A 22778-nucleotide genomic window follows, 5' to 3' on the forward strand; every position below is an offset into this window, starting at 1 on the left:
CGCCCGCGGAGTCGTTGCTGCGTTGCGCTCGTTAAAGCAATCATCGTTCGAAGGGACTCAACTTGATAGATACAAGCTCCTTGATGACCATGCTTGGCATCATTGCTGCTGTTTGGGCGGTCGTGCCGGCGACCTCCACGCTGACATTTCGCCTCAGCTTCTCTCGTTTCGACTGGCTCGTTATCTGGGCAGGCGCGTTGGCAATCCACGTTCTTGTCTTCGAGCATGTTCTGCGGACTGTGCATGCGTATCCAGATTTCGGACCGTGGAGGTGGGGGCTCGACAAGAATGGGGCGATGTACCTGTTGTTCTTGTCGCTCGCCATCTACATTTATCTTCGCTCCAGGAAAACTAGGCTGAGCCGGCGGAGCTTGCCACTGTTCGAGAAACTTGCGACGTCGCTGCTTCATGCCCGGAAATTCGAAGAGCTCGGACAGCTATTGGAACTACATCTCAAGACGGTCGTGGATATTGCCAGCGTCCCCGACTTGAGAGAACGCCTCTCGGTTTGGATTCGTCCAGAATCCCCGCCACGTCCCTGGGAATGGGAGTTTACGAACGTGGCGGCACCGCCGCTGCCGAATTTCTTCCTTCGCTCATTTCGCAAAGTGCGTTCTCGCTTGTCGCAGGAAATTCAGCCCTCGGAGACTGTTCGCCGAGACGCGACAAACGTCGTTAAGATGTTGCTCGCTTCCAGAGGCCTGGTAGCTTACCTTGCGCGTGCGTATCCTTATCTGTGTCTTGATGTGATGAAGGTGGTAGAAACAGAACGCCTTGCGGAGGAGTTTCAAGATAACTTTTTCGAGGCCCTTCTCGCCGACGACGGCAGCGTGTTCTTTGCCGAGTTGAAGAATAACCAGAACTTGGCTGGTGCAGACCATCGCCTTCATATTCCTGATGAGAACCAACTCATCTCGTTCTATCTCGCCGATGTAGGGCTCGCCAAGGACCTAGCTGTGTACCGGTCGCTGGGCGAGGCCATGCTTTCGCGCATCAGCTATGACCGTGCGCTCGTTGACCACCTGAATGGGCCGCTGCTCACATACTCCGATGTGGGCCGATTCCACTGCCCTATCGACAGCGGAATTCGGTTCTTCCGCATCATGGTTCTCGAAGGCCTTCACCAGCGCTTACCGGACCATCTCTGGCTGCATTACCTACCGCACTTCACGAACCGCATACTTGAGAACGCTCGTGAAGCAGTCGAGGAGGATGAGTGGGAGGAATTTGCGACGCCATTCAGCTATCTGCTCTATGAGATAGTCGACGCCGCCTCTGACTGGGTCGAAGAGGCGATTAAGCTGACGCGAGACCGTGGAGTGGTGATGCAGGACCAGCTCGAAGGCGACCACGTCTATATTGCGTTCGAAGCAGCTAAAGCTCTTGGTGGGGTTATGGAAGCAATCCTCTCCTCCGAGAAGGTATCTCACCGACTCAAGGAAGAGTTGTTGACTATGGTGGTGCGAACTTACAGCCGCGTAAAGCAAGCGCCAAACCTCGTGGCGCTCCTTGCGGCAATCAAGATGGCAATGGTTCGGCCCTTTAGCATGCGCGGTAAGCGTACCTATCTGCTAGCTCTCGATGCTACGTACGCTGAGGTGGACTACATTTTACGAATGGAGACTGAGGACTTCGAAGAAGCCATCCAAAACGCCCTAGCGGAGTGAATCCTGATTCGATGTTCTCTTCCATGAAGCATTGTCCTTCGGGCACGCAAAGGGGGCGATTAAATGACAGGCCGTCATTTCAATTCAGCCAGAAGGGTTGGCCAATCTGCGATGCTGGCGGTGCAGCCGGACTCGAAGACAACCTTGTCCTCAAACGTACCGCTATCGTTTGGAAACAGAACGACATTTTGGCCGGATGGTCGCACGGTACTCTGATAGACGATGCCGTCCAGCTGCTCGCCACGCTCATCCTGAAACATCTTTGCGAAGTACTCTGAGACAACTTGGGAGGGGACATAGTTGATATGTTCTCTGCCGTCCTTCGCTACTGGGGTGGTGATTGCTTCAACAAATCCCTCGAGGAACGTCAACGCGGTCCACTCGCCACGACGCTCATTGTCAAATAGGGATGGCATCGAAGGCAGCACGGCCAGGTCCAAAACACGAAGAGGCCTGCTGACTCTGAACTGCGCTAGGGCTCCAACGCAAGGAGGTCGAGACAGAGTTTCGGCGAGCGCCGTCTGTTGTTCCCTCGCGAGATACAAGTATGAGATTCCAGCAGGATTCATACGTCCCGCAGCGGCCTTATCGGGCGGTGGAGCGCCCATGGTCTCAGCTTCGGGAGTCAGGTCTTGGTCTGTCCAGATACGTGCGCGATACAACAGGGAGTCTGCGTCAATCTGCTTGCATAAATCGAGTTCGAGTGCAAAGTTACCAATCTGGGCTAAAAGCTCAGCAGGTCCCAGTTCCCGATTCCAAGCGTCCTGTGCATGCCCTGGTTGGGAAAAGAAGTAGCGCGTCCTGTGCTTCACAAGCTCGACAAATGAGTCCCAAGAGCCGCTCAACATCTCATGCGGGTGTGACGAAGCCCAGTGACCTTGAGCAGAGGGTGCCCAAAAATCCGTGGTAAAGCTCGTCTGGATGTCACTGAACAATGCGTCGTTACAGGAGAGGCCCAACGAAAACAAGACATCGCTTGTATGTGACAAGCCGGTCTGCCAGCCACCTTCTGCGGATTCATAGGGGACCCCTGCTGCCGTTGGTTCGCAATAGAAGTAGCCGACTGTCCGAGCAATTTCCTCCTGAATGCAGGAGACTGGTGCTGCGATTGGCTCCTCCGCTGTCTCGTTGCAGTAATCGCAAGTACACACTGTGACATTGGCAGAGATGGTTTCCCTCAGGTACTCGTCTTCAACGCAGTCTGCGCAAACAAAGTTATCGCAAGTAGTCCACCCACGCTCCTGAGCCTCCTCCCAGGCTGCCTTGGCACGGCCCATGTACCTCTCCCTAGAACTGAATATATAGTTACGTCGAATAACTTCGAGAACGTCTACTTTCCAATTCGCACGCAATCAACGTATGCTTTTCGGCGAACGCGTGGCATCTCGTGCCATACCGAGCCAATGTCTAGCGACTTGAATTCGCGACTGTGTTGTCAATAGGAACGTAGCCGATAAAGTGTATCTGTATCCGACGCGTTTGAGATACATGTCCGCGCTATTATTAGAACGCCGCCCAAACAGGAGAATTCATGGCAACGTACAAGCAGCTGCTGGCACAAAAAGAAGCTCTCGAGGCTCAGCTTGTAGAAATGCATGCCTCAGAAGTCGCAGGCGTGATTGAGAGAATCCGCGCCTTGATGGATGAGTATGGCCTGTCCGTGGACGACATCGCGGGAAAGCGTCGTCGTGGCCGGCCTGCTGGTAGCGGAGCAACGAAGGTTGCGAAGGAACCCCTACCACCAAAGTATCGCGACCCGAAGACTGGCAAGACCTGGTCGGGGCGTGGCAGGACACCGGCATGGCTTGGGAAGAATCCGAATCGGTTCCTCATCGCTGAAGAGTGAGCCGTCAATCGCGCGAGACGCCATGTCTAAAGCAACATCGCACACGTTAGGCTCGACAGAGAACTATCTATGGTTTCATCCAAGCGTGTAGATGCCTGGCGTCAGATTGCGGAGACCGACTTCGAGAGTGCGTTTCATCTACTGCTCGGCTGGCTCGTCCATGCCATCGCCAGGTTGGACTTCAATATAGGGCTGCAGTTGCGCTATTGGGGCCATGAGGACGACTCAAGGATTCGTGCACTGCTAAAACCTAGAACCCCAAAGCTTGACGAACGGCTGAGAGTCCTGGAGCAATTGGTGGCCGCCGCATGGTCAGATGCTAATGATGAGGGGCAAGAGCAATGAGCGGCTGGTTTGAGCGCGCTCACAAGGCTCGAGGATTCCGGAACGAGTACGCTCACGGGCGGTGGGGCGTGCCGGGAAAGCACTTACATGCCGAGTCTGGCCGCCTCTGCGACGCAACACCGCTGCTTGTCTTCGTGCCGCTCGACTGGGATATGTCGCCAAATCGCGAGGACAAATCAATTGAGCTGACCCTGGACGAATTTGTTGCTCAGGTTGAAGAGGCGGAGCAGCTATCAGTCCATTTCTTGAATATTGTGACGAAATATGGGGAGCACCTTTATCCTGGCCGACGACTGAGCGGGGTCTGAGGGACACCCGTTTCGCCGAGCGAACCCTGGCTGACCATCGCTGCAAACCTATTGGAAAATGACCGTAGTAAAGCGTTCAGCAGGCCTGGTAGTGATGCGGCAATTCGATGGCCAGTGGCATTGCCTAGTCCTGCGCGCGTATCGGAACTGGGACTTCCCGAAAGGGCAGCCTAACCCCGGCGAAGAACCGTTGCAAGCGGCACTGCGCGAGGCCAGAGAGGAAACGGGGTTGTCTGAGCTGGATTTGCCTTGGGGCGGGGACTATCGCGAGACCGAGCCGTATTCGAAGGGAAAGGTCGCGCGCCTATATCTTGCGCTGTCGAGCCACGGTGATGTGAGCCTTCCGGTCAGTGCCGAACTGGGTCGCCCCGAACATCACGAGTTTCGATGGGTACCGCTTGATAGAGCCCAAGAGCTGTTGCCACCACGGTTCTGGCCGACGCTGCGTTGGGCGCAGGATATCGTTGGTACCGCGAGCGTTTGACTTGGCCGCGGCACTGTCATCCCAGAAGCCAGATGTCCGTGGAACCTGGCGTTCAGAACGCTGGAGATATTGCATTCTGGTCAGGTAAGACGAGAGCTCGGCTCCTTACTCTTCTTCTGCAATGCAGAGGCGGTGAGGTCGTTCGCCGAGGCACCCCAGATGCGGCTGCGTCCTGACCTGGTCTTGCCGGTCTCCGGGGCGCCATATTAGGGAGGTAACCGCTCCCTTGACTCCCCGGGTGCACGACTGCCGACAGCGCGTACGCCGCCGAGCATCCTATATTCGTGCTGCCCCGTGGTGGTTTGCCGAGGTTGCTCTTAGTGCCTCATATAGCTGCGCGGGCCCAAGCAGAATCTCTTTGAGCCCTTCCCGCACCCTCTCCGAGCCGAGAGCCTGTGTGCTCATCGTATTGTGAGCGTCGAGCGCATCCATGATGGCGTGCAATAGCGCGTCCTTGAGGTCCGGTGAGTTGGCGAACTGCTCTTTGCTATTACTCATGGCCTGCTGAACAAGCGTCTCGTTTTCAAGCAGCTTGCCCTTGAGTACGCCGTTGACATACACAAGTTGGTCGTCATTGGTGAGGTCACCTTCGAACAGCCCGTTGACCTTCTGAATGATTTCGTCGAGCAAGGCCCGCTGCTTGTCCTGAACCGCTCCACTGCCGACGGCGTCCATCGGGGGTAGCTTGGGAGCTTCGCCTTGATTCAGGCTCAACGACTGGCGGCCTGTATTCCTTAGGCTATGGTGGGTTAACACGACCTTGGACAGGTCGACAATATCGCGTTCTCGGCCGAACTCCAGCAGCGGGATGAGTCGCTTGTAAACCAGGAAGCGCTTCTCAATATCCGTGTTTCCGTAATCGAAAATCTGCGATAGGAAGGCATACAAGCGCACAAACGCGCCCATATCGTTCTTGAACAGGACCAGCGCATCGAGTGTGTTCTTAGCGGCCTGCGCGGCCTTGTCCTCCTGCTTGGCTTCGGCGGCTGCCTTGTCCTCCTGCGCTGCCCTGTAACGCTTGAGCAGACGGTCGGCCACTGGCGCTATGGCAGTGCTCAACTGCGCCTGCGTGCCTTTCGGGTCCAATTCAACCTTCGCCACACGGTCGACCTCAAAGTCATCGTAGTAACCAGCGGCATCAAGCTTGGCGCGCAGGTCGTAGACATGATGCGGGTCGGTGGTGGCCTCCAATTCGGCGGTCTCATAGTAAGTCTTGAACGCCTTCAGGATGTCGCCGGCGTCGTTAACGAAGTCGAGGATGTAGGTAGTGTCCTTGCCAGGAAGTGCGCGGTTTAGCCGAGACAAAGTCTGCACTGCCTGGATGCCCCCGAGCATCTTGTCGACGTACATACCGCACAGCAAAGGCTGGTCAAAGCCGGTCTGGAACTTGTTCGCAACGAGGAGCAGGTGATACTCGGGCTCGGCGAATGCGTCACGGATGTCGCGCCCCTTGAGGCCAGGATTCAGGTCTTTGCTGGACTCGGTGACCGGCGCTGGGTAGCTCTCAGGGTCGTCAATTTCGCCGGAGAACGCTACCAAGACGCCCAGTGGATAGTTCTGTTTCTGGATATAGGCGCGAATCGCCTTCTGCCAACGTACGGCTTCCTTACGGCTGCCTACCACGACCATTGCTTTGGCCTTGCCCTCCAGCAGAGGCTGAACGTTCTCTCGGTAGTGCTCGACGACGATTTGCACCTTCTGCGTGATGTTGTACGGGTGCAGCCGGACCCACTGCATGATTCCCTTCATCGCGGCACTGCGCTCGACCTCCTTCTCGTCGTATTCCTGTCCATCATGGGCCAGCTTGAACGCGAGCTTGTAGGTCGTGTAGTTTTTCAGGACATCGAGAATGAAGCCCTCCTCGATGGCCTGGCGCATCGAGTACACGTGGAAGGGCTGCGGCATCCCGTCCAGACTGGGTCGGCCAAAGAGCTCCAGTGTCTTCTGCTTGGGGGTAGCGGTGAAGGCCACGTAGGTCAGCCCCTTGGTGCCGGTGCGCGCCTCCATTTGGGCTGCCAATACCACTTCGGTGTCAATTTCACCGCCATCCTGCAACTCGGCCCATTCTTCGGCTGACAGCAGCTGCTTGAGCTTGGCCGCCGACTCGCCAGTCTGCGAGCTGTGGGCTTCGTCTGCGATGACGGCGAAGCGCTTGCCTTCGGTCGCCGCCAGTTCCTGAACCGCTTGCAAGGCGAACGGGAAAGTCTGGATGGTACAGACGATGATTTTCTTACCGTCCTTAAGCGCCTGGCCCAGTTGCGCGCTCTTGCTCCCGTGCTCATTAGTGATAGTGGCTACCACACCGGTCGTGCGCTCGAAGTCGAAGATAGCTTCCTGCAGCTGAGCGTCGAGCACAGTGCGGTCCGATACCACCAGCACGCTGTCGAACAACTTGCGGTGCTCAGCGTCGTGCAGGTCCGCGAGGAAGTGTGCGGTCCAGGCAATCGAATTCGTCTTGCCCGAGCCTGCCGAATGCTGAATGAGGTATCGCTGACCAGGACCTTTCCCCAAGACATCGGCCACCAGCTTGCGTGTGGCATCGAGTTGGTGATAGCGGGGGAAGATGACGCCTTTCAGCTGCTTCTTATCGTCGCGCTTGCCAATCAGGTAGCGGTGCAGGATGTCGAGCCAGCTCTCGCGCGCCCACACCTCCTCCCACAGGTAGGCGGTGGCGAAGCCATCGGGGTTCGGTGCGTTGCCAGCCGCGCCTGCGTTGCCTCGGTTGAACGGCAGGAAATGCGTGGCCGGCCCAGCCAGCCGCGTTGTCATCATCACTTCAGCTTGGCTTACCGCGAAGTGCACGAGTGCTCCGCCAGGAAAGCCCAGCAACGGTTCCAACTGCCCACCCTTGGGCTGCGGATGACGGTCAAAGCGATACTGGTCCACCGCATCCTGCACACATTGCGTGAAGTCCGACTTCAGCTCGGCGGTGGCGACCGGGATGCCGTTGACGAACAGTACCAGGTCCAGTGCGTCCTGCGGGTGGTTCGGTGAATGCCGCACCTGGCGCACCACGCGCAGGCGGTTGGCGGCGAAGTGCTGCAGGATGACCGGATTGATGGCCAGCGCCGGCTTGAACTGCACCAGCGAAAGCGGCTCCTTCAGCCCTAGCATTTCCACTCCACGGCGCAGAACGTCCAGCGTGCCGCGCTCATTGAGGCTCTTGCGCACTCGCTCGGCCAGGCGCTCCTTGAGGGCGAAGCCGTGAGTCTTGGTCAGGCGCTGCCAGGTGTCAGACTGGGTCCCCTCAATCCACGCTAATAGGTCGGGCAAGAAGAGCGCATTGGCGCGATCGTAGTGCGCCGCATCGCCTTCGGCATAAAGCCAACCATTGGCGGCCAGAGATTGGCAGATTTCTGCTTCGAAGTGGTGTTCCTGGTGCAGGTTGCTCATGGATGACCCGTATGCGTTCGATATTGTTCTTGGATGGGGCGGGCGGAGCGTCCTCTAGCCTTCCGAGTAACTGCGCTCCATCAGTGGCTTGGCGCGCTCCAAGTCCGCCAGAGTATGCAGACTCACTTCGAGGTCACCCGTGCCCCAGTGACTGATTTGGCTGACATCACGGACTGTCGCTCATGCGGCCAGCTCCTCTTGCTGCTGTGCCACTGCGCCACGCACGTCGATTTTGCCGGTAACCGCAGCAGCAATCAGAGCACTGCGGCGTTCTTTGAGTAGGTCGATGGCGCGGTTGGCTTCGGCCTTGAGGGCGTCGAATTTCAAGAGTTCGGAATCGACGAATTCTGATATTTGCTCTTGTTCCTCAATCGGCGGCTTAGCCACAACCATCTGGCTAAGGTGCGTTGGTCCAAAGTGCTGAATTGTTGCGCCAGCCTTAAGAAGCTCAATCTGAATAGAGAATTGGTTGGAAATTGCCAAATGCCGAATAAATCCTTTCCTCATTTCCCCCGGAATGCCTCGAAGCCTAATAAGACCAGTGTAAGGAATTGCACCAACTGTCTCATTGCCCACTTCGCATACTGTACCCATGCTTGCACTCGCACTGATTAAGAGGTCGTCCTTCTCGAGGCGAAAGTGCTCCCACTTTTCAGCGACCCTCTCAGGGTCTAGATAATTACATCCCTCGAGACTTGCCCAATATTGTTGAACGCCGGAAACTCTCAGTAGCGGGACGCCCTCATCATGGAAATCGACTGCCAGGATTCCTGGGCCTTCCTGAAAGCTGATGCAGTAGCGAAGCGGCTTCACGTCCCAATGCGCCGGCACCTCACCCAGCCAGGCCACGCCAGAGTCCTTCATCGGCGCGTCTGGTTTGAGGCCACGGGTGACGGCGTGCGAGATGGTGGCCTGGCGCTTTTCTGCCAGCAGAGTCAGGAGCTTTTCCTGCTCAGCAACCAGCGCATCAATCTTGCCAGTCTCGTGGTCGAGGAAGGCGGCGATAGCTAATTGCTCTGCCATAGGGGGCAAGGCAATTTGGAGACCCTTAAAGTCCTCCCAGTACAGGCGAAGACGAAAGTCTGTAATTCCTCGCGAATACCTCTTTATTTCCGCAATAGCTGTCGGTGTTCGCAGGAGCATTTCGATGTGGGACGTCAGGGAGTCGCACATTGGACGAGCGACGACATAGGCCGGACTCACCATGCCGTGTACGGTGACCGTGCCGAATCCGCCCTGCCATGCCCTCATCATGTTGTAGGTAAGGTCTCCCGGGGCTACAGCTTTGTATTTTGAGCGGTCATCACTCCTCGTAACCTTCCTTTCCATCTCTTTTTCGTCGAGCTCTCTATCTGAGACTCCTTCGTGAATGGAAACGCTCAGGACAGGCAGGTCATCATTCCCAGGCTCGTTCACCTCACGGAAAATCGTGGCAAGACGGGCGCACACCCAATGCGCCGGCACCTCCCCTAACCACTCGACCCTGCTGTCCTTGTACTTCGGATATCTCGGCAAACTCATTCGGCTAACTCCTCGAGCATCTTCATGATGTTGGCCGACACCGCTTTAAGCTCCTCATCAATCTCGTGCAGGCCGCGCGGCGGTTCGAACACATAAAAATGCCGGTTGAATGGGATTTCATAGCCGACCTTGCTCTTATCCTCATCAATCCATGCATCCGGCGCATGCGGAAGCACCTCACGTTTGAAGTAGGCTTCGATGTCCTCCGAGAGCGGTACATTCTCGGTGTCACGCAGCGCGCTGTCAGCCTGCGGTTTGCCCTTCTGCTTGCCTTTGGCGCCGAGTACCACCTGGCCCTGCTCGTCGCGCAACGGGCGCTCCACGGTAATCGTCGCGTAGCCGAACTCCTCGTTCTTGAAGATGCGAGAGATAGGCGTCAGCTTTACTTTGCCACCGGCAGGCGCATCAGGCACGCTTGCGGTGGCGGCCACTACGTAGCGGCCGACTTCCTTGCCCTCGGAGTCCAGCACTGTCGCCAGCTCCGCCTCAAGGAAATTGCCGAACAGCTGAGTCACCATATCGATATGGTCGTCGCTGAGTTCCTTGCGTTTGCTGCCGAGGCTCTTGCGCATCTTTTGCCAGAAACTTGAAGCGTCGATGAGCTGGACGTAGCCCTTGCGGTCATCCGGCTTCTTGTTCGACAGAATCCACACGTACGTGGAAATCCCCGTGTTGTAGAACATGTCGGTCGGCAAACCGACGATGGCCTCCACTAGGTCGTTCTCCAGCACGTAACGGCGAACTTCGCTCTCGCCGCTGCCGGCTCCGCCAGTGAACAGCGGGGAGCCATTCAGCACGATGCCGAAGCGGCTACCTCCCTCCCGGGCGGGGCGCATCTTCGACAACAGGTGCATCAGGAACAGCATCGAGCCGTCTGACACGCGTGGCAGCCCGGGCCCGAAGCGCCCGTCGAAGCCTTTCTGTTCATGCTCCTGGCGTACGGACTTCTCTACCTTCTTCCACTCGACGCCAAACGGAGGATTGGAGAGCATGTAGTCGAACTTGCGTCCGCCATGGCCGTCATCGGACAGCGTGTTGCCCGAGACAATGTTCGCGACGTCCTGGCCCTTGATGAGCATGTCCGCTTTGCAGATAGCGTAGGACTCGTCGTTGAGCTCCTGGCCAAACATGGTCAAGCGGGCGGCCGGGTTGTGCTCCAGCAGGTATTCGCCTGCCACCGACAGCATGCCGCCCGTGCCCGCCGTGGGGTCATAGATGGTGCGCACCACGGCATTGCCGGGCGTCAGCACATCGTCGTCCTCGATGAACAGCAGGTTGACCATCAACCGGATGACCTCGCGTGGGGTAAAGTGCTCCCCGGCAGTCTCGTTCGAGATTTCGGCAAACTTCCGAATCAGTTCCTCGAAGACCAGCCCCATCTGGGCGTTGTCCACGGTCGCCGGGTGTAGGTCGATGTTTGCGAATTTCTCGGTGACCAGGTAGAGGAGGTTGGCCTTGGCGAGCCGTTCGACCTGGGTGTAGAAGTCGAAGCGCTCGAAGATGTCGCGAGCCGCTGGCGAGAACCCTTGGACGTATGCGTAGAGGTTCTGACGGATGTGGTCTTGGTCGCCGAGCAGCTTGCCCAAGTCAAGTGGCGAGGTATTGTAAAACTTGGTGTCGCCGGCCAAACGCAGCAGAAAAGGCTCCGGGTTGAGGCCAGCCTTGGACTTGGATGCGAATTCCGCAAGCACCGCCGCCTTCGTGGGCTCCAGTACACAGTCCAGCCTGCGAAGGACTGTGAACGGCAGGATGACGCGACCATACTCGGATTGTTTGTAGTCGCCACGCAGCAGGTCAGCAACGGACCAGATGAATGAGGATAGGGCTTGGTGGTTCATTTACTCGGGGACGTTGTCGGCCAATTGGTCAGCGGCGTTCTATAGCCCTGCGACCAAGGTGTCGCGGCCGATTTGTGGGGCGCGGATACGCTAAGGATTTTACCTTGCGGGCGGCGCAATCGGTTGGAGAGGGCCGAAGGCCCGGGTGGGAAGCTCATTACGGAATTGACGTATGCACAAAGGAGACACCTTCGGTGGCAATCAGTCCCAGGGCGGAAGCCTCGAGTCGCCCTCAGGCGTTGTCAGTCGCGAATCGCTATACGAACTTGTCTGGTCTGAACCGATGCTAAAAGTGGCCGCCCGGTTCGAGGTCTCGTCCAGCTATATGGCCAGGGTATGTACATTGCTCAATGTTCCCCGTCCCGAGCGTGGATATTGGGCGAAGTTGGCCGTTGGAAAGTCGCGCCCGAAGCCTAGTCTTCCCGACGCTCGTCCTGGGGATGAGCTTGTGTGGGCTCGGGGTGACGCTCAGTGGGGAACTAGGCGCCTACTCCCAGAGCCACCCTCAGACGGACCCAGCCGGCGGGCCAAGCGCATCAAACGGACAAACACCGAGCACGCCCTAGTGCCCGGGGCCAAGGCACTATTCGAAGAAGGCCGGGTAGCTTACGGCGTTGGGTACCTCAAGCCAAGAAAGAGGTTGCTTGTTGACATACTCGCCACCAAGACAGGCCTTGATAAGGCTCTCTCGTTCGCAAATGAGTTGTTCCTCACCTTGGAAGAAGGTGGCTATCGCGTTGTCATCGCACCTCATGGAGAGCATCTCACGCGAAGTGATTTCGATGAGCGCGAAGTACCTCGGAAGGGTAATAGCTACCGTGACAGATGGTCACCTGGTCGCTGCACGGTTGTCTACATCGGTACGGTTGCCATCGGACTAACGATTTTTGAGATGTCAGAAGAGGCGGAAGTGAGGTACGTCAACGGTGAATACGTGCGACTCAGTGAGTACGTTCCTCCGAAGCGGCGACGTTACGTTTCTGACCAAGGATGGACCAGCAAACAAGATTTTCCAACCGGCCGCCTTTGCTTGCAGGCTTACTCTCCATACTGGCGTGCGGAGTGGAATCGGCAGTGGCGGGAGAAACCGGGCCGTGACATCACGGGTCTCATTCCAGTCATTGTGAAGGAACTGAGACAGTAGGCTCCCGAAGTCGCTAGGTTAGCTGCGGAGGGCGAGCGGCAAGCTGAACTTGAACATCAGCGCTGGGAAGCCCAGCGCGAGCAATGGCGCCGAGAGGAAGCGGAGAAGCGAGCGGCGAAGGCATTGAAGGACAGTACGGAGGAGCTCCTTCAAATCACTGACGGCTGGGCTCAGTCGAGGCGATTGGCCGACTTCTTCTCCGATGCCGAACGTGGATTGAAAGACTTGGGCACCGATGAACAAAACAAGATGCGTGAACGCCTAAGACGAGCTCGGGAGCTAGTTGGCAGCGTCGATGCACTAGAGCGCTTTCGCTCGTGGAAGGCACCGGAGGAGCGCTAGTAATGGACCTCCCACGAACCTGCTGGCGTGCACCACAGTGCCTGCCGGCCCTTTCACCCTATGTGGACACGGCTCGCGCTGCGCTGCATGCGGATGGCTACCTCGGCTTCAGGTAGAGCTGTTTTTGGGACTGACTTGGTGGCCGATGGCGTCGGCGCGGTTGCTGACGTCGTATCCGAGAATCCCGGCACCACTGCCGCTGTCGTGTTGGGCGCCGTGGCCACGGGAGGTGCGGCCCTGGCCTTCACTCCGGCTATCGGTGCCGCAGCTAGCGCTGCAGGCCTCTGCGTAGCAGGCGGAACGCTCTCCGGTGCAGCCGTTAGTTCGGCCGGTCTCGCAGCCCTGGGCGGCGGCAGTCTCGCAGCGGGCGGCATGGGGATGGCCGGCGGTACTGCGGTTGTGACGGCAGCTGGCGCAGTCGCTGGTGCGGGCGTATCCGGCGGCGCAGCTGTCGCAGCGAATACGCTTTCCGAGCAGGCTTAACACCAAGGGCGCGAACTGCGACTAGACGTCGCGGTTCGCCTCACATATAGCGGCCGTGGACTCAGAAGGGATTGCGACGACTTCGCCGCAGGCGTCGCACACCGCTACGAGGATGTTCTCGGCAACACGTTTTCTGCTGTCACCGACGGAGACATCCCTGCGAACGAAGGTCGTGCCGACGACCTTTCCGCAATCCGGGCAGATAGCTTTGCTCCTATCGCCCTCGTGAATTCGTGCAATGCTCATTGCTCGGTCCAAACCTTCTATCGGCGGCGGGCCAAGAAGGAGAGCCAATCCGATGCATATGCGCACTGCATCGGCTCGGAATCCTCCTCGATAACTGGACACGTCGAATACTCGATGTGCTTGCGGAAGTAGGTCACTGCCGGCTCGAGGATTTCCCCGAGACGAACGTAGCTGGTGTCTCCCGACAGATGAATGGGAACACGCAGGGCCAGAGGTCGTGGTGGCAGCTCTTCTGTTCCGGTCAATCCTACTGCTAGCGCACGAGCTACCAAGTCGAAGACGGACGATGCATAGCGAGGGTAGCCATGCAGCGCCCGCTTCTCGCCATCGCCAAACGGGGGCTCGTTAAGTTGCACGGCGTAGTCAGCCACAGCGCTACGCTCGAGCCTGCCAATGTACGCCGTCGCTATCTGCCTTCCCGGGCCATTGCGTCCTGGCCCGACGACTTCCACGGTGACTTTTAGCATGATTGATTTCGCGAGAGCGGGACGCAATGTGTATGGCGATTTTAGCGCCACACGGGAGTGTGGCTCGGCTGCCAGTGTGCAAAAAATGTAGTGTATCAACGCAATCGGCGGAATCTTGCCGGTCGTTGTCGAGTCGCTCCGAAATCGTGGTTCGAGATTTGCAGATGCTGGTCGCGGTGAAGATAATTGCGCAATCAGCACTACGAGGAAACATCGATGGGCCGGGCGAATTGCAAGCAACGCGTCAGCGGATGAATGAGATGAGCATAGAGGATTCATCGGTGGCGGCGGACCCACCCGGAGCACCGCTGCACGTGCTCTATGTCGACTACGATGGCGTCTTGCATCCTGACTCGGTTTACCGCACGCGCAACGGAATCGAACTCCTGCACCGGCCAGGGCATACGTTGTTCGAAAACGTGCCGCTCATGGAGGCCGCACTAGAGCCGTATCCCAATGTCAGTATTGTCCTATCGACATCTTGGCTGCTTATTAAGGGTAACTACGAACACGCCAAATCGAGGCTGTCTGGGTGCCTGCAGAAGCGATGCATTGGCGGAACGTTTCACCGACGCGAAATGCGAAAGACCTGGTTTGAGAGCATCCCACGGCCTGACCAAGTCATACGAGATGTACAAAGACGACAGCCCGCGCGGTGGGTGGCGGTAGACGACTGCCCGGAAGAGTGGCCCACTTGGGTGCGAGACAAGGTCGTGCGCGCCGACCCTGAACGTGGCATCGCCGCCAGCGAGATGCTAGAAGACTTGGAGGCGAAGCTGCTGCGCGAGTTTGGAGGGTTGTAGGGAGCTATTTCGGTTGGCGACGGTGCTCTGCTGTTGAGATACAAAATTGACCAAGCCAACTTGAGCTTCTCCAGCTGAGTTCGAACGTTGATGGAGGCGTCTGCTCCATCAACGTCTCCTGCTCACACAGCCATCGGAGCGGTTAAAGAAGCATGGTGCCTATAGCCCTCTAGCATGAAATCTGTTGGCTCGACACGCTCCAACCATTCCGGCTCATACTTGCCAGTGGCAGCAAAGTCAGGGATTCGGTCAGAGAGGACCAATTGGGGCGCAGGGAATGGCTTACGGCTCAACTGCTCTCTAAGCATTTCCACATGATTTTCGTAGATATGCGCATCACCGATGAAGTACGTGAACCAGCGTGGCGTATAGCCAGTTAGCCGACCCACAAGATGCAGGAGCGCAGCACCTTCAGTGAGATTGAAGGGCGTACCAAGTCCAACGTCGTTTGACCTGATGTAAAGGCACAGGTTGATTTCTCTCTTCGAAGGGTTCACGAGGAACTGATAGAGCAGATGGCAAGGTGGAAGAGCCATCTCTTCCAGCTGGGCCCAGTTCCAACCATGGAAAAGAATGCGTCGGCTACCAGGGTCCTTGATGATAGTGTCAAGACATTGTCTCAACTGGTCGACAGCCTTATAAAGTAGGGTCGCCGGCTCTCCATCATTATCGAAAGTGCCGATTGTTCTGTAGCCTCGTGAGGTGGCGTCTGCGATTTGAGCGTGGCTCTTCGGATGCGCTAAGTCAATAAGCTTGTAGGCCGGCCATTGGCGCCATTGAACGCCATAGACTGGGCCCAAATCGCTTTCCCGAAGCCTGTAGGGGTTCGCAAGCCATTGCGCGTTCTCGTTCGCATTCTGGTCCCAAACCTTACACCCAAGACCTCGGAAATCCTCGGCATTGCGGTAGCCTCGCAGGAAGCCAACGAGTTCTCCGATGGCTGATTTGAAGGCTAACTTCTTCGTCGTGATGGCAGGGAATCCTTCCTGGAGGTCGAACTTCATCATCGCCCCTGGAATGCTTAGAGTGCGTATGCCTGTCCGGTTGTCCTGCCAGGAGCCGTTGTCAAAGATATCCTGTACGAGGTTGAGATACTGATTCATTCCTTATCCTTGCAGCACCGAATCGATGCTTGGTATAGCGTCGGCGTTACTGCTCACTTTCATTCTTACTCGTCGGCGCTAACGGCAGCACCGTAACGTTGGTCTTGCTTGCCGAAACTACTGTTCTAGCGGAGCGTAGTTGGGCCTCTGCTTCCAGCGCCCTGCGTTTCCAATCTGCGGCTTGAGCCTCTAGGGTCTGAAGTCGCGCGCGCAGGTCGTCATGCTTGTACTTCCATGCGAGTAACTCGTCCCGACTCAGAGCGAGTTGTTCTCGGTATTTGTCTACCCGAGCGGTCTCTGTCACCCTTGGGGCCGGTGATTGAACCTGCTCTCGCGCTTGACGAGCTTCCTCTTTCAGTTGCTTTAAGCAACTTATGGGCCACTTTCTATTGTGTAGTGTACCGCGAGCGCAGTCGGCAAGTTTAGCAAGGTTTGTCTCGGTTCTCTTGACCCTTCTGTCAGTCCTCATCGTGTCCAACGCCGCCTGTATGCGCTTGGTCATGGCAAGGAAGTCCTGCTCGTTGCGCTCATCGTAAGGAAGCTGTAGACCTTCGTTCATTCCGACACTCCAAGGCCAGCAAGTATTTCTCGTGCGCGATTGGCGGTGCTAACTAGCTCAGTTTTTGCATGCTGCATCGTCGGGCAAGCCGCGAGCTCCTCGTTTTGAGTCACGACTTTCTTCCACATATGAACGTGATGCGTTGTGATAACGGCGTTGCTGCAGGTGTCGGGAGCGCACATCAGTGACCCGATACAGGGCGGCTTTTGTATGCTGCCGTCCTTGTTCTTGATTTCGCGTTTTCCTAGGCAGAAACCCATGCCGACGCTGGAAAGTGGTATCGGCTGGCCAGCGAGGCGCTCGAGAATTTCTTCTTTTGTCATTCCGCTAGCCAACAGGCCCTCGAAGTATTGCTTCCTCCGCTGGGAGAATTCGCTGGCACCACCCCCTGCGAGTGGACTATCAGGGTCGTAAAGGCTCTCTGCGAGTTCATAGTGCAGGCCGGGCGAGAACAATGCTTGTTCAAATTTCAGTTCGGATATGCGGCCGTAATTCAATGTGACCTGCGGGGGGGCTGCCCTGAGCGCGCTGTGCAGGTGCTTAAGCTGATGCGAGATGAACACCAAGCCGAGGTCCGCCCTAGCAAGTTGATATGCCAGCGTGTGGCGACATCGCTGGCTCGAAACCGAGGTATGCTCCCATGCTCCATTTGCATCAATCCGTTTCACGTAGTTTTGGAGCGCGCCTGCCAGGCCGTTAGGCGAGTATGGGCCAGGCTCATCTCTTAGCTGTAGACCGGCAACAAGGTATTGATTGAACGTGAGTTCTGAGAAATGCTCTAGGCATTTTAGTGCATCCCGCAAAATAGGGATGGCCGGCCAGAAATCCATGTCGGCGGGCTTGTTTATGTCCTGGTGTTTTATATGCGTGCCTGAAATAAACCACATCCCACCAATCTTTTTTAGACATCCTTTCTTAAAGCCTCTAAGGTCGGTATATCGTCCACCGGTGTAAAGGCAAATAAGGGAGCATGCGGCATGATGAACTCTAATGTGATAGTCCCGTAGAACCCCTAATGAAACGCCGAATTTTTTGATTTCTTCGAGAGCCTGTTTCGTTTTTGACTGTATATGCTGTATGTAGGCCTCGTGAGCTTCCCGGCCATAACTGCGGCGACTAATATCTGATAGTTCTATAGGGATTTCGCCTGGGACGTCTGAGGCAGGATGCTCGCGCATGAAACGCAAAAATCCTACCACGTCATTCGTGGCGCACTTTGATATATGCTGGAAAAGTGCATTTGGAATGACTGGCTCATAATTTTCCCGGTGACCGTTAGGACGGAAGCTGAGAAGTCGGATGTCACCACCGGACCAGTGGGGGGAAAATCCCTTGCATGTATTTTTAATAATTGGGCTGCATATCATTTTTAACAGCCTTCGCAAGTCTGAGCCACGCCCGACATTCCAATCCGAAAGAGATTCTCGTAAATGCTTCAGTGTGACATCGCTCAGTGTGGAAATCGGCGCTAATGTCCCCTCTTCTAGCAGGGATTTTTCGTTGAGATGCCCAAAGAAGGCGATTAAAGGCCTCATGTATCCGCAGACTGTGGTCGGATGGTTGTTGGATTTTGCCTTGCTACGGCCATTAACGGTATGGGGCGCGCGCAACAAAAGAAGTGCCAGCAATTTAAGTACGAGAATAATGGCGTCAGGTAAGGGTGTGTATGGAAACGCTTGGGATGTTTTCGTGTGCCAGGCGATGATCAAGTTAGAGTGCGTGTAATGGAGTAGGCGTGGATTCCCATTATCAGTGAAATCCCATTCATCGTGACCAAATTTGGATTTTTTTGAAACTGATGTTTCTCTAGTAATTCCCTCTGGGAAAAGCTCGCTAAGCTCTGCGCAGGATTGAAATGGTTCGGATTTCATGCCGTCTCCCCGCCAGGATAAGTCAATGGGTCGATTACAAAATCCAAGTTCTCAGATGCTGCTATGGCCCATTCAATTTCTTCTACGTCAAATTCACTCGTGTCAGGGTCGAAAATTTGGTCTAGAACCGCCAGCGATTTTTCGTAGAGGGAGACGATTGGTACATCCAAGGCGGAGTTGTCGAGGCAGCGTCGAAGTTGAGTACGATAGTGTGCGAGTATAGGGAGGTGAGGAGTTAAAACGACTATGTTTTTGCAAAGCAGGCACATGTTGAATCGCGTGCATGCCTGTCCGGGTACATAGTCCGCAGCAAGTTGTACAGCTCGAGGTGGGTCAAATACATTTTTACACCTCGACATAAGTCCGTGAAAGATAATGCCCGCGTATTCTGGAGTTTTCTTCGTTTGTTTTGCGTATTCTTCTCTATTGTTCCAAATAGTTTCTAACGCATTTGTTACCTCTCGCTCAGCAATGACATCCATTGTTCGTTTTTGAATATAGGCGAGAGTTTGTCGAATTGATTTGTGTCCGGCGGCGTGTTGAATCTCGAAAAAGTCCTTACCCTGAGCAGCCATCTCGGTCAAGCGCGTCGGGCGGAATCGAACCAAGGTGAAAACCAACCGCTCGCCGTCTTGATTCTTCAAGGCGTGCCTTTCGCCCATGTTTCGGCACCACTGATTGGCTTTCCAGGGGGGGACGCTCTGATATTCTCCGCGGCAGTTATTACCGGAGGATTGGTACACAAACAGCATCGAACTAAGTTCGGAGGGAAAATCGAGCTGTTGTCTAATTGGGGCCGTAAGCTGCAGGATTTTTTTGACGGTGCGCTCTACCAGAATAGCATGCTCACGCTTTAAAGGCATTTCCACGCTTTCAACGTCAGATGGTAACTTTGCCTGTGGATTGTTAAGTAAGTCGAGCAACAGCTCCTTCTCGCCATCAGACCTAAGTTTGAGATAGCGAAGAACGGGCGTTCCCGTAAGTGGATGCTCGCTAAGGCAATCAACCCGCAGTCCGCAAAGCGAGTAAGGGTTTAGGCCCGTAAGGTAACTGAGCTGAATGAAGAGTGGGCACAAGATGTCGCGGTCATTCAAGGGGGTTACCCCCCAACGTTTATAAATCTCGAAAATTCCGCCGAAGTATCGAATGCACCCCCTAAAGAATCCCCGATGAGCTGTCGCGGAAATATCTGCAGAAGAAATGGCACGACAAGCCATTCTATTCTCGAAGTACCAGCGGAGATTGTTCTCGCAGTTCCAACCGTAGCCGTGTCTTGCGTAGTCTCTGGGGTTTATCGTGCCTGAAGGCGGGCGCTGTTCGGGGTCTCGTCCTAGTCCCGTTTTGACGTAACCTTTCAAGACAGCATTCGTATAATGGAAGTCCGTCTTGACGGCTTCTAAAATGGATGCGAGTTCGTCTGCCGAGAATGGGGCATTTTTGTCCGTGGCGCTTTGAGCACTCCCCATCGGGGCATTTATTATGTCTCGTTCCGCTGTAAGGTCCAACGTTACAGCGTCCGCCATGACTTGCCGAACGGCACTCATGATTCCAACAGCAGTGTGATTAGAAAGTTGCGGTGAGTCCGCATTCTCTTGCGAGAGAAGCCAAGTCTTGAACACCACCATCGCGAGTAGACCCCAGCGCTCTTTCAAAATAAAAGGCGATTCGCCATATTTTTCTCGGGCAAATCTAAGGTAGAACTTGAGCGCGTATCTGTAGTTGCCTTGACCACTTTCGCTCGGAACTCGAGACTGTCGCAGCGCGAAAATCCATTCGAGCTGAACAAACGGGTTTTCTGCTGTAGGCTTGGGGACGTGATTGTGCGTGTTCGGATGGAGTGGGACGGTTTTATTCACCATTAACGACCCCAATTCGCTTCTTAGGTGGTTCCTTCTTCTCTGGCAGATATGTCTTGTCAAAAATTTGCTGCGCTTCCTCGAATCGGGGCTTTGCTTCGGAGATGCCGTATGCATTACGAATCTTGGCAAGGACCGGCGCTGGGATAGCGGTGTAAATCTCGGTTGTCCCAATATCGGCGTGCCCGAGCATCTTTTGGGTAATGACCAGATTGTCCAGCATGGTTTTGCCATGGTCGCTGCGCAACACGGAGTAGGCTGTTCCATGACGCAATCGATGGCAACTCGCGTCGTCTAGTTTAGCGCGCACTTTCGCGCGAACCAAAAGCGATTCTATGGCGTCCTCTGTCCAAACATCTCCAAAGACATTCAGTAATGCCGGCTTACGGTGGTTGTCGAAGTCGTAGTTGAATAGATAGCTCTTGGTATTGTGATGCTTGGCAATGCGCGAAAGTAAGGGACGAGAGATTATCGTGTAACGTTCTTTCAACTGTCGGGCTCGACCCTTCGAGCCTCTAACTAATAGAGGGAAGTACATCATGCCGTCGGGATAGTGTCTCCAGTCCGGCAAGTCCGACTTAAGAACTCTAGGCACTTCGGAAATGCGCAGCCCCGTGTCATAGACGAAGTGAACTACTAGACGCTGAGCTTCGTAATGGAGTCCTGACAGTAGTTGTATGACCTGTTGCTCTGTCAAGTACCGTGGGATTCTCTTTATGGGAGGGGGCGTGATTAAGGGAGCGTGCTCTGGATAAAGTGGCCGCGTGTGGGCATAGTTAGCTTCGTCGCTGTTTAACCAGTTCGTGAATTCCTTGATGGCAACTTCCGCAAGCCGAACTGCGGCGGGTCCTTGGCCGAGCGATTCAAGTGAGCGATAGAACTCGTTGAGCATCACTCTGTTCATGCGCCGGAGGGCGTCGTCTACACGCCACTGCCCATAGATTGGGTGTCGACCAAGGAACCTGCATAGGTCGCGAACCTTTTCTGCATAGCGATGTTGGGTCCCATCGGCCAGTTTCTTTGCAGATTTGGCCTGGGACCGCATCCACTCAGTCGGAAACTCGATAATCCGTTCCTGCTCGTCAACAAAGAGGAACGCTAGGTGACTGTCGTAGGTGGTCCAAGAGATGTCCATGAAACCCTCGTACTGACGTACTGAACATCAGTCTATGGAGGGAAATAAAACACTTCAAGGACAAAAAAAGCAGCCGAAGCTGCTTGTACTGAACAAAGGGTTTAGCGGACGGGAAAAAGTTCGCCGTTGGCGTCGGCCCACTCGTCCCAGATCGTGACGCCGTGTTCCTTCAGGTACTGGATGTTGGTCGAACCCTGCAGGAACCAGAGCAGTTCGTGGATGATCGACTTCAGGTGCAGTTTCTTGGTGGTGACGACCGGGAAGCCCTCGTTCAGGTCGAAGCGCATCTGGTAGCCAAACACCGAGCGCGTGCCGGTGCCGGTGCGGTCGGACTTTTCGGTGCCGTGTTCGAAAACATGGCGCATGAAGTCGAGGTACTGTTTCATCGGCGCGGGGAAGGGAATGTGACGTGCGCCACCGGGGCGCAAAGCGGGAATTCTAGCCTGAAAGCAGAAAGCCGCCCGAAGGCGGCTTTCCGGTCAGGCGAACAGGCCGGTCAGTGGCTTTCCACCGGCTTCTGCGCGGCCTCGCGCTCGCCGCGACGCTTCTGCGTCAGGTAGCCGGCACCCAGCACGCCGCCGATGATCACCACGTACAGGCCCCAGTAGACCACGGGCTGGCTTTCGAACCAGGCCTTGGTCAGCGGCTCGTGCAGCACCATCTTGACTGCGGTGAAGGCCAGCACGCCAGCGCCGATGAAGATCACGGCCGGGAAGCGGGCCATCAGCTTGAGCACCAGGCTGGAACCCCAGACCACGATGGGGATGCTGATCAGCAGGCCCAGCACCACGAGCAGGAAGCTGCCGTGCGCGGCGCCGGCCACGGCCAGCACGTTGTCCACGCCCATCACGGCGTCGGCGATGATGATCGTCTTCATGGCACCGACCAGCGTATTGGCACCGGAGCCGTGCTCGTCGCCGTCTTCCTCGGCGGCCAGCAGCTTGTAGGCGATCCAGACCAGCGCCAGGCCGCCCACGAGCAGCAGGCCGGGGATCTTCAGCAGCCAGACCACGCCGATGGTCATCGCCGAACGCACCACCACGGCACCGACGGTGCCCCAGACGATGGCTTTCTTCTGCAGGTGGGGCGGCAGGTTACGCGCCGCCAGCGCGATCACGATGGCGTTGTCGCCCGCCAGGACCAGGTCGATGACGACGATCGACAGCAACGCTGTCAGGAACTGCATCGTGAACAGATCGGTAAACCACTCCATGTACGCTCCTAAGGTGCCAAAAATGCTGGCCAATGGCCGGCAAGGTTTCTTGTTGCACCTGGGATCTGCGGAAGCGCGCCGAAGCGGGATGGGGCCGCCTTTGCAAACCGTAGAAACCAGGTGTGCAAAGGTCTTGCTCGACTGGCTGGCGCGG

At 56.1% G+C, this 22778-nt stretch carries 16 protein-coding genes and 1 pseudogene; 6 read left to right on the forward strand and 11 right to left on the reverse strand.

What is annotated here, in order from left to right; all coding sequences use genetic code 11:
• The first annotated feature begins 83 nt into the window (after positions 1-83).
• Entirely contained in the window at positions 84-1667 is a 1584-nt protein-coding gene (locus tag EHF44_RS10195) for a hypothetical protein (RefSeq protein WP_124683641.1), read from the forward strand.
• A gap of 74 nt (positions 1668-1741) precedes the next feature.
• On the opposite strand, the gene EHF44_RS10200 is transcribed toward EHF44_RS10195, so the two are convergent.
• On the reverse strand, positions 1742-2944 hold the full coding sequence (locus tag EHF44_RS10200; RefSeq protein ID WP_124683642.1) for a HEPN-associated N-terminal domain-containing protein: 1203 nt from the start codon (positions 2942-2944) through the stop codon (positions 1742-1744).
• Positions 2945-3198: 254 nt separating this feature from the next.
• Between EHF44_RS10200 and EHF44_RS10205 the strand changes: the two genes are divergently transcribed.
• From EHF44_RS10205 to EHF44_RS10220, 4 genes are all read left to right on the forward strand, one after another.
• The gene (locus EHF44_RS10205) at positions 3199-3513 is read left to right on the forward strand and encodes an H-NS histone family protein (protein ID WP_124683643.1); all 315 of its coding nucleotides are present in this window, start codon (positions 3199-3201) and stop codon (positions 3511-3513) included.
• Positions 3514-3582: 69 nt separating this feature from the next.
• Positions 3583-3858, forward strand: coding sequence for a hypothetical protein (locus EHF44_RS10210; RefSeq protein WP_124683644.1), 276 nt, complete (start codon positions 3583-3585; stop codon positions 3856-3858).
• Entirely contained in the window at positions 3855-4166 is a 312-nt protein-coding gene (locus EHF44_RS10215; RefSeq protein WP_124683645.1) for a hypothetical protein, read from the forward strand. Before EHF44_RS10210 ends, EHF44_RS10215 begins: the two co-directional genes overlap by 4 nt.
• A gap of 58 nt (positions 4167-4224) precedes the next feature.
• Positions 4225-4650 carry an NUDIX domain-containing protein gene (locus EHF44_RS10220; RefSeq protein WP_124683646.1) on the forward strand — a complete coding sequence of 142 codons (426 nt, stop codon included), beginning with the start codon at positions 4225-4227 and terminating at the stop codon, positions 4648-4650.
• A 276-nt stretch (positions 4651-4926) separates the two neighbouring features.
• Here the strand turns inward: EHF44_RS10220 and EHF44_RS10225 are convergent, their stop codons facing one another.
• The 4 genes from EHF44_RS10225 to EHF44_RS10255 all read right to left on the reverse strand — a co-directional run bounded on the left by EHF44_RS10225 (position 4927) and on the right by EHF44_RS10255 (position 13617).
• A complete protein-coding gene (locus tag EHF44_RS10225; RefSeq protein WP_124683647.1) occupies positions 4927-8043 on the reverse strand; it encodes a type I restriction endonuclease subunit R in 3117 nt (1038 codons plus the stop codon).
• Between the two features lie 180 nt (positions 8044-8223).
• On the reverse strand, positions 8224-9564 hold the full coding sequence (locus EHF44_RS10235; RefSeq protein ID WP_216643951.1) for a restriction endonuclease subunit S: 1341 nt from the start codon (positions 9562-9564) through the stop codon (positions 8224-8226).
• The gene (locus tag EHF44_RS10240) at positions 9561-11402 is read right to left on the reverse strand and encodes a type I restriction-modification system subunit M (protein WP_124683648.1); all 1842 of its coding nucleotides are present in this window, start codon (positions 11400-11402) and stop codon (positions 9561-9563) included. Before EHF44_RS10240 ends, EHF44_RS10235 begins: the two co-directional genes overlap by 4 nt.
• 1990 nt (positions 11403-13392) lie before the next feature.
• Positions 13393-13617, reverse strand: coding sequence for a hypothetical protein (locus EHF44_RS10255; RefSeq protein ID WP_124683650.1), 225 nt, complete (start codon positions 13615-13617; stop codon positions 13393-13395).
• A gap of 631 nt (positions 13618-14248) precedes the next feature.
• Here EHF44_RS10255 and EHF44_RS10265 point away from each other — a divergent pair.
• Positions 14249-14887, forward strand: coding sequence for an HAD domain-containing protein (locus EHF44_RS10265; protein WP_124683652.1), 639 nt, complete (start codon positions 14249-14251; stop codon positions 14885-14887).
• Positions 14888-15009: 122 nt separating this feature from the next.
• Here the strand turns inward: EHF44_RS10265 and EHF44_RS10270 are convergent, their stop codons facing one another.
• From EHF44_RS10270 to EHF44_RS10295, 6 genes and pseudogenes are all read right to left on the reverse strand, one after another.
• Positions 15010-15990, reverse strand: coding sequence for a thymidylate synthase (locus EHF44_RS10270; protein WP_124683653.1), 981 nt, complete (start codon positions 15988-15990; stop codon positions 15010-15012).
• A gap of 555 nt (positions 15991-16545) precedes the next feature.
• The gene (locus tag EHF44_RS10275) at positions 16546-18420 is read right to left on the reverse strand and encodes a hypothetical protein (RefSeq protein WP_124683654.1); all 1875 of its coding nucleotides are present in this window, start codon (positions 18418-18420) and stop codon (positions 16546-16548) included.
• Complete coding sequence (locus tag EHF44_RS10280) at positions 18417-20279, reverse strand: hypothetical protein (RefSeq protein WP_124683655.1); 1863 nt, start codon at positions 20277-20279, stop codon at positions 18417-18419. Before EHF44_RS10280 ends, EHF44_RS10275 begins: the two co-directional genes overlap by 4 nt.
• A complete protein-coding gene (locus tag EHF44_RS10285; RefSeq protein ID WP_124683656.1) occupies positions 20269-21411 on the reverse strand; it encodes a tyrosine-type recombinase/integrase in 1143 nt (380 codons plus the stop codon). The genes EHF44_RS10280 and EHF44_RS10285 overlap by 11 nt, the downstream gene beginning before the upstream one ends.
• Before the next feature lie 107 nt (positions 21412-21518).
• A pseudogene (thyA, locus tag EHF44_RS10290) lies at positions 21519-21797 on the reverse strand (thymidylate synthase); the annotation flags it as partial.
• Positions 21798-21907: 110 nt separating this feature from the next.
• Positions 21908-22624: a TerC family protein gene (locus EHF44_RS10295; protein WP_124683657.1), complete on the reverse strand. Its 717-nt coding sequence runs from the start codon at positions 22622-22624 to the stop codon at positions 21908-21910.
• Positions 22625-22778: the final 154 nt, after the last annotated feature.

It is taken from the genome of Cupriavidus pauculus, assembly GCF_003854935.1.
In the GTDB taxonomy this organism is placed as follows: Bacteria; Pseudomonadota; Gammaproteobacteria; order Burkholderiales; family Burkholderiaceae; genus Cupriavidus; species Cupriavidus pauculus_C.

Coding starts and splice junctions, on each gene's coding strand:
- EHF44_RS10195 (WP_124683641.1), top strand. CDS start 84: ATGACCATGCTTGGCATCATTGCTGCTGTTTGGGCGGTCGTGCCGGCG.
- EHF44_RS10200 (WP_124683642.1), bottom strand. CDS start 2,944: ATGGGCCGTGCCAAGGCAGCCTGGGAGGAGGCTCAGGAGCGTGGGTGG.
- EHF44_RS10205 (WP_124683643.1), top strand. CDS start 3,199: ATGGCAACGTACAAGCAGCTGCTGGCACAAAAAGAAGCTCTCGAGGCT.
- EHF44_RS10210 (WP_124683644.1), top strand. CDS start 3,583: ATGGTTTCATCCAAGCGTGTAGATGCCTGGCGTCAGATTGCGGAGACC.
- EHF44_RS10215 (WP_124683645.1), top strand. CDS start 3,855: ATGAGCGGCTGGTTTGAGCGCGCTCACAAGGCTCGAGGATTCCGGAAC.
- EHF44_RS10220 (WP_124683646.1), top strand. CDS start 4,225: ATGACCGTAGTAAAGCGTTCAGCAGGCCTGGTAGTGATGCGGCAATTC.
- EHF44_RS10225 (WP_124683647.1), bottom strand. CDS start 8,043: ATGAGCAACCTGCACCAGGAACACCACTTCGAAGCAGAAATCTGCCAA.
- EHF44_RS10235 (WP_216643951.1), bottom strand. CDS start 9,564: ATGAGTTTGCCGAGATATCCGAAGTACAAGGACAGCAGGGTCGAGTGG.
- EHF44_RS10240 (WP_124683648.1), bottom strand. CDS start 11,402: ATGAACCACCAAGCCCTATCCTCATTCATCTGGTCCGTTGCTGACCTG.
- EHF44_RS10255 (WP_124683650.1), bottom strand. CDS start 13,617: ATGAGCATTGCACGAATTCACGAGGGCGATAGGAGCAAAGCTATCTGC.
- EHF44_RS10265 (WP_124683652.1), top strand. CDS start 14,249: ATGCTGGTCGCGGTGAAGATAATTGCGCAATCAGCACTACGAGGAAAC.
- EHF44_RS10270 (WP_124683653.1), bottom strand. CDS start 15,990: ATGAATCAGTATCTCAACCTCGTACAGGATATCTTTGACAACGGCTCC.
- EHF44_RS10275 (WP_124683654.1), bottom strand. CDS start 18,420: ATGAAATCCGAACCATTTCAATCCTGCGCAGAGCTTAGCGAGCTTTTC.
- EHF44_RS10280 (WP_124683655.1), bottom strand. CDS start 20,279: ATGGTGAATAAAACCGTCCCACTCCATCCGAACACGCACAATCACGTC.
- EHF44_RS10285 (WP_124683656.1), bottom strand. CDS start 21,411: ATGGACATCTCTTGGACCACCTACGACAGTCACCTAGCGTTCCTCTTT.
- EHF44_RS10295 (WP_124683657.1), bottom strand. CDS start 22,624: ATGGAGTGGTTTACCGATCTGTTCACGATGCAGTTCCTGACAGCGTTG.